We start from the raw sequence: 6593 nt of genomic DNA, 5'->3' as shown, positions 1-6593 counted from the left end.
AGCAGTCCTTTCATAAGCAGCTTCACAGCATAACGGAGCTTTATAGTGCCACTGTGGAGGTCCTGCATAGGACCTCCAAGTGGGGCGAAGTAAGGTGCCTAGCCTGCCCATTAAGGCGCTTTCCTTTTGCCGCCCCACCGAACTGCGGGGGAAAGGTGGTGGCGCCAGCCACCAAAGAGGGGGGGGATGCATTTCCTCGCCCGCCAGGGCGGTTGTAAAGGTTTTATACAAACTGGCGCCTTCTATAATTTAGAGGCGCCCACTTTCACCCTTTGAACCCTCTGAACCTTTTGAACCCGAGCGCCAAAGGCGCTTGAACCCTCAAGCCCGTCAGGGCTTGTCCATAAGGCGTGTCAACCTTCGGGAATACCGAAAAGCACCGCCTAGGTCCCGGTCCCGATCCCGACCGCGCCGAAAGGCGCCTGAACCCACGAAAAAAGCTGTGAGAAATGTGCTTCATTTCTTCACAGCCTTTTTTATTTCCTTATTCTTTCTGTTCTTCTGCTTCCGGAGCCGATGCTTCTTCGGCCGGCGCCGCCTCTTCCGGAGCTTCCGCAGTTTCTGCAGTTTCAGCAGTTTCGGCAGTCTCTTCCGTTTCCACAGCCGGTGTTTCTTCCTTCTTTTCTTCCACCGGCGGATAGCCTGCTATCTTGGGCGCCTCGATCCGGTCAAGGGCATCAATGGCTGCCAGCGCCAGCTGCAGTTCCTTGCGGATCTTCCCTACATAGTTCTTCATATTTCCTTCCGTACGGATCATGTTTTCCACCAGACGGCGGCGGGATTCTTCGGCCTCCCGGATCTGACGGTCTCCTTCTGCGTGGGCATTGGCAATGAGGATTTCCGCATTCCGTTTCGCGTTCTTCTTCACATTTTCTGCGGTATCCTTCGCCAGCTGCAGGGTATTGGTCATGGTTTCGGAAATCTTTTCGTAGTTGGCCAGCTTCGTCTTCATCTGGTCCATCTGCTCTTCCATTTCCCGATGTTCCCGGTAAATCTGTTCATAATCCGCTACGATCTGCCGGAGAAAGTCATTGACCTCTTCTTCGCTGTAGCCCCGAAGGCCTTTGGAAAAGGTCTTGTTATGAATATCCATTGGTGTAATCATGGGTGCGCCTCCTTGAAGTGATGTGAGTTTCTTTTTCTATTTTACTTGTTTTCACAGATTTCGGCAAATTTCCAATCAAAAAGGCCGACTATGCGGCCTTTTTTGATGAAACAGCCCGGGTCCGAAAGCGCAGGTGCGCCTTTAACGATTTCCTTTTTCTTAGTCGTCCCGGTCGACTTTATACTTTCTTTCCAGCTGTTTATACGTATCCAGTCCGATAATATGGTTGAAACGGCCAAATTCGATCATGTCCTTGGCGCTGGCTTCGGTGGTGCCGTTCTTTTCCAGTCCGGAGAAGAGGTCATAGAGGGCCTTGGAAATAGTGTATACAGCGCTGCATGCCCAGAATACCACAGAGTATCCCATTTCTTCCAGTTCCTTGGCAGGGATGAGCGGTGTCTTGCCGCCTTCGATCATATTGGCTACCAGGTACGCGCCGGTGCCCTCCATGCCCCGGGCAAATTTTTCCAGTTCTTCCCGGCTTCCAATGCCGTCGGCAAAGCAGATTTCTGCGCCGGCGTCAGCATAGCGCTTGCTTCTTTCGATGGCGTCATCAATGCCGTAAACAGCACGGCTGTCGGTGCGGGACATAATCATGGTTTCCTTATCGAAACGGGCATCCACGGCAGCCCGGATCTTCTGGGCATGTTCTTCAGCGGAAATGACCTGCTTGCCGTCCATATGGCCGCAGCGTTTCGGCCATGCCTGGTCTTCGAAGAAAATGCAGGCAGCGCCGGCCTGTTCAAACATTCTTTCCGTACGGATGATATTCAGTGCATTGCCATAGCCTGTATCGCCATCAGCCACCACAGGAATATCCACGGCATTGCAGATGCCCGTCAGCTGCTCCGCCATTTCCGTGCAGGAAAGGAGGCCTACATCCGGCTGTCCCAGACGGGATGCAGATACAGAGTAGCCGCCCATGGCCAGACAGGGAATGCCTGCCATTTCTGCGATTTTAGCACCCAGAGCGTCGCCTACGCCTGGAGCAATCATAATTTTTCCGGATTTCAGATTGTTACGGAATGCGATACGTTTTTCTGTTGCTGTTTTCATAATGACAACCTCCTGATACATATACAGATCAAATAAAAATAACCAAAGTGATGAGACAGGAAAAGAGAAATCCCTTCGCCAATGATAGAAAAGAAAAAGCCCCTTTCCTGCTGAAACGGCAGAAAAGAGGCGCTTTGGCGCGGTACCACTCTTACTTATATCTCAAGGAGCATACACAAAGATGGAAATAAAAAAAGCCCTGTCCTACGGACAAGGGCGCAATCGCGCGGTACCACCCTGCATTATACTCCATATCCCTAACGCGGACCTACGTCGGACTTACTGCACTTCAGTTCGAAGCTCCCAGGGGACACGCTTTCCTTCCATACCGGTTTCCATCCTCCCGGCTCTCTGTCATTTCCGGTCAAGCTCAATCCTGTTCATCGCCTTTAATATTTACCAAACATTATAATAGCCCCCGTCCCTCCTGTCAAGAAGGGGCAGAAAAAGAAAAATGAAAGCCTTCCCGCCGGTCATCTATTCTCTGCCCCATGACATGCGCTCCTCGCAGCCATAGCAGCCTCATGAAAAATCCCATTTTAATAAAGTGCGGCATGCCGCACTTTATTAAAATGGGATTTTCTCCTTCCTATGGAAAGGGGGAGAATCGATGAAAAAGTCCGGTCCGCCGCCAGCCTCACTGTTTTTCCCTCAAATCTCTACTCCCCCAGCAGAGAAGGATCCGTGAGAAACTGCTCCACTCCCACATACAGAATCCCCTGCTCATCCTGCCAGGGAATGACCGCATCCCGCAGAACCACGATCTTCCGGAAGGAATCATCGATACGGTGCAGCGATTCCGTTTCCTGTTTCCTTTTCTCCTCCGTATCCATACGGAAGGCAGACTGGATATACCAGCGGCTGCTGCCCCTGTTCACCACAAAATCCACCTCCAGGTTTTTGCGCAGTTTATGGCCTGCCACATCCCGGTAATTATACTCCACCATGCCTACATCCACATCCAGCCCCCGGCGCCGCAGGTCTGTAAAAATCACATTCTCCATAATATGAGTAGGCTCCTGCTGACGGAAATGGAGCCGCGCATTCCTGAGCCCCACATCAGTGAAATAATACTTGTAAGGAGACGCCATATACCGCTTCCCCTTCACATCATACCGCTGCGCCTTCTCCAAAAGGAAGGCATCCATGAAATAATCGATATACCGGGAAATCGTGGGCCCCGATATCTGGATATGTTCCGTAGATGCAAACGCCCGAGACAACTTGGCCGGATTTGTCAAAGAACCGGTGGACGAAGACAGGATATCCAGCAGTTCCTCCAGCACCCCTTCATCCTTGGCAATTCGATTCCTTTCCACCACATCCCGAATATAGGTCCTACGAAAAAGATCATTCAAATACCGGCTCTTCTCCTCATGGGACGAAAGCGACTGCACCACCGGCATACCGCCATAGGTGCAGTACGCATTGAACGCAAAGCGGATATCCCCCTGCCACACGGACAGAAATTCCTCATAGGACAAAGGATATACCCGCACCTCATCCCCCCTGTCCCGGAACTGGGTCAGTACCTCCGAAGACAGCATGCGGGAATTGCTCCCCGTAATGTAAATATCCACATAAGGCAGCTTCATCAATCCCATCACTACATCCACAAAGGTAATCTCCGTCGATGGTAGATAGGGATTGGGGATGCTCTCCACAAACTGAATCTCATCAATAAAAATATAATATCGCCGCCCATCCTTCTTCAGCCGGCTTCTGATCCACCGATCCAGCTCCACAGGATTCCTCTCCCGGGCATTGGCCAGCTCATCCAGCGAAATGGAAATCACACAGTCCTCCGGCACCCCCTTCTGGAGAAGATTCTTTCGGAAAAGCGTAAACAGCAGGTATGACTTCCCGGCCCGACGCATACCCGTAATAATCTTAATCCGTCCGTTATCCTTCAGCCGAAGCAGACGATTCAAATAAAAAGGCCGTTCAATCTCCATGACGCCCTCCATTTTACAAAAGTGCGGCATGCCGCAAAATAATAAAATGACATCTGTCCCTATTGTATACGACCCTGACTGCGATAGCAACCTCATGAAAAATCTCATTTTACAAAAGTGCGGCATGCCGCACTTTCTTAAAATGGATTTTCTCCTTCCTATGGAAAGGGTAAGAATCGATGAAATAGTCCGGTCCGCCGCCAGCCTGACGTCAGACCGCCCCACTCAGAAGAAGCCCTGAACAGAGGCCTGGCCCAGGGCCGCAAAGAAGGACGCACGGAAGGTCGACTGGCGGGTCTGAATGAGACCGCCCTCCGCCTGCTTTCCATGGGCCTTTCTGTGGAAGACGTATCAAAGGGTACCAGTCTTCCTTTGGAAACTGTAGAAAAAATCAAAAAGCAGCTGATAGAGAAAAATAAATAAAAAGAAAAAGAGGCATCCTGAAAAGCAGGATGCCTCTTTGGTTAAATACCCATCTCTGCCCCCTCATTTCGAGCAAGGCGAAGCGAACCCCCGAAATCTCCCTGCTCTACGTGACTTGCCGTAAACGGGGATACATTTCCAGGCCCCATGTCAGTCTGATAGTCTGACCGCCACTCAAATCTCTCTGATTCAGTCCCGTTCGAAGAGATCCCGGGTATACACCTTGTCCCTCACATCATCCAGCACTTCATCATAGCGGTTCGCAATGATAGCACAGCTCTCCTTCTTGAACTTCTCCATATCATTCACCACCAGGCTGCCGAAGAAAGTGGTGCCATCCTCCAGCGTAGGCTCGTAAATGATAACCTCCGCCCCCTTGGCCTTGATGCGCTTCATAACCCCCTGGATGCTGCTCTGGCGGAAATTATCGGAGTTCGATTTCATGGTGAGGCGATACACGCCAATTACTACAGGCTTTTCTTTGGCCGCATCATAGCTGCTGCCATCATGGTAATAGCCTGCCTTCGCCAGTACCTGATTGGCGATGAAATCCTTTCTGGTGCGGTTCGATTTCACAATGGCCTCGATCAGATCCTCCGGCACATCCTGATAATTGGCCAGAAGCTGCTTCGTATCCTTCGGCAGGCAGTAACCGCCATACCCGAAGGATGGATTATTGTAAAACTCCCCGATTCTTGGATCCAGGCACACACCGTCGATGATTTCCCGGGTATCCAGACCCTTCATTTCTGCATAGGTATCCAGTTCATTGAAATAGGAAACACGCATGGCCAGGTAAGTATTGGCAAAAAGCTTCACCGCCTCTGCTTCCGTGAATCCCATGAACCGGGTGGGAATATTCTCCTTGATGGCCCCCTCCTGCAGAAGACGGGCAAAAGTATGAGCCGCCTTCACCAGCCGGGGATCCTTCAAGTCCGTACCTACGATGATGCGGCTGGGATAGAGATTATCGTAAAGAGCCTTCGACTCCCGCAGGAACTCCGGGCTGAAAATAATATTCTTCGTCCCCATTTTCTTCCGGATTTCCTCCGTGTATCCCACAGGAATGGTGGACTTAATCACCATAATGGCATTCGGATTATACTTCATCACCAGCTTAATAACCGCCTCCACAGAAGAAGTGTCAAAGAAATTTCGCCGGCTGTCATAATTGGTAGGTGTGGCAATGATGACAATTTCCGCATCCCTGTACGCCGCCTCTGCGTCCATGGTGGCCGTGAGATCCAGATCCTTCTCAGCCAGATACTTTTCTATGTATTCATCCTGGATGGGCGACTTCCGATGGTTCACCATATCCACCTTTTCCGGAATGATATCCACTGCCATCACATGATTGTGCTGTGAAAGAAGAGTAGCTAATGAAAGACCTACATATCCAGTACCTGCTACTGCTATATTCATGACTGTTCCTCCCTGTTAAGAACTATTGCTCTATATATGATAGACGTCCTAATGTATTAAATATATTGTACATCATCTTTGTTATAAAAGCAGACATGGATTGCAGATGTTTTTAATTTCAAAATAAGGCTATGTTGAAATCAACGATAAAATAGGATTGGAAATTTTATATTTTACTTTGTTTTATGTCAAACAGCATAAACATCTTACGCCTTTATGGAATTCTTTAAATAATTTTCTATTCCTTTTTCTATTTATTGAATTGAATAAATAATTAAAGGATTAAACCCGTGAGTGATTTATTCATCGCTTCTCCAGCTAATATGGTATAATGCTAATTAGCCTTTTTTAATATCACAATTTAGTAAAGCAACTCAAACTTCGCACACGGAAAACATCCCGTATGCCTTGATAAATCAGCTTGAACTGAATGTCGAAAGCCATTCACGCACACTTCTGTGCACGCAGACGACTCATCCAAAGAGCGGGCAGATCGTTCAGGAATCGTTCCAAGAGCGATTCGACCAGCAAGACTTCTGACGGATATTCTGCCCGAAGCTGCTCCGCAAACTCCTGCAACACGAGGCGAAGCGCTTCCATGTACTTCAAGTCCGGAAGCTCATCAAGCCCCA

5 protein-coding genes are annotated in these 6593 nt (G+C 49.5%); all 5 read right to left on the bottom strand.

Annotated elements, in window-relative coordinates; translation table 11 throughout:
• Positions 1-484: 484 nt before the first annotated feature.
• Positions 485-1105, bottom strand: coding sequence for a DivIVA domain-containing protein (locus HMPREF9453_RS05675; protein ID WP_008859604.1), 621 nt, complete (start codon positions 1103-1105; stop codon positions 485-487).
• Between the two features lie 159 nt (positions 1106-1264).
• Positions 1265-2161, bottom strand: a complete 897-nt coding sequence (locus HMPREF9453_RS05670) for an isocitrate lyase/PEP mutase family protein (RefSeq protein ID WP_008859603.1) — start codon at positions 2159-2161, stop codon at positions 1265-1267.
• 659 nt (positions 2162-2820) lie between these two features.
• Positions 2821-4116, bottom strand: a complete 1296-nt coding sequence (locus HMPREF9453_RS05665) for an ATP-binding protein (RefSeq protein WP_008859602.1) — start codon at positions 4114-4116, stop codon at positions 2821-2823.
• Positions 4117-4728: 612 nt separating this feature from the next.
• Positions 4729-5961: a nucleotide sugar dehydrogenase gene (locus tag HMPREF9453_RS05655; protein ID WP_008859601.1), complete on the bottom strand. Its 1233-nt coding sequence runs from the start codon at positions 5959-5961 to the stop codon at positions 4729-4731.
• A gap of 444 nt (positions 5962-6405) precedes the next feature.
• On the bottom strand, positions 6406-6593 hold a 188-nt coding region (locus HMPREF9453_RS12270), incomplete at its 5' end, for a hypothetical protein (RefSeq protein WP_008859600.1).

Origin of the sequence: Dialister succinatiphilus YIT 11850 (assembly GCF_000242435.1) — a bacterium.
In the GTDB taxonomy this organism is placed as follows: domain Bacteria; phylum Bacillota; class Negativicutes; order Veillonellales; family Dialisteraceae; genus Dialister; species Dialister succinatiphilus.
Note: the sequence above shows the minus strand (reverse complement) of the source record. Positions and strands in the feature narration are given on the sequence as shown.

Bases quoted from the DNA above. Each gene is read 5' to 3' on its own strand.
- HMPREF9453_RS05675 (WP_008859604.1), bottom strand. From the start codon at position 1,105: ATGATTACACCAATGGATATTCATAACAAGACCTTTTCCAAAGGCCTT.
- HMPREF9453_RS05670 (WP_008859603.1), bottom strand. From the start codon at position 2,161: ATGAAAACAGCAACAGAAAAACGTATCGCATTCCGTAACAATCTGAAA.
- HMPREF9453_RS05665 (WP_008859602.1), bottom strand. From the start codon at position 4,116: ATGGAGATTGAACGGCCTTTTTATTTGAATCGTCTGCTTCGGCTGAAG.
- HMPREF9453_RS05655 (WP_008859601.1), bottom strand. From the start codon at position 5,961: ATGAATATAGCAGTAGCAGGTACTGGATATGTAGGTCTTTCATTAGCT.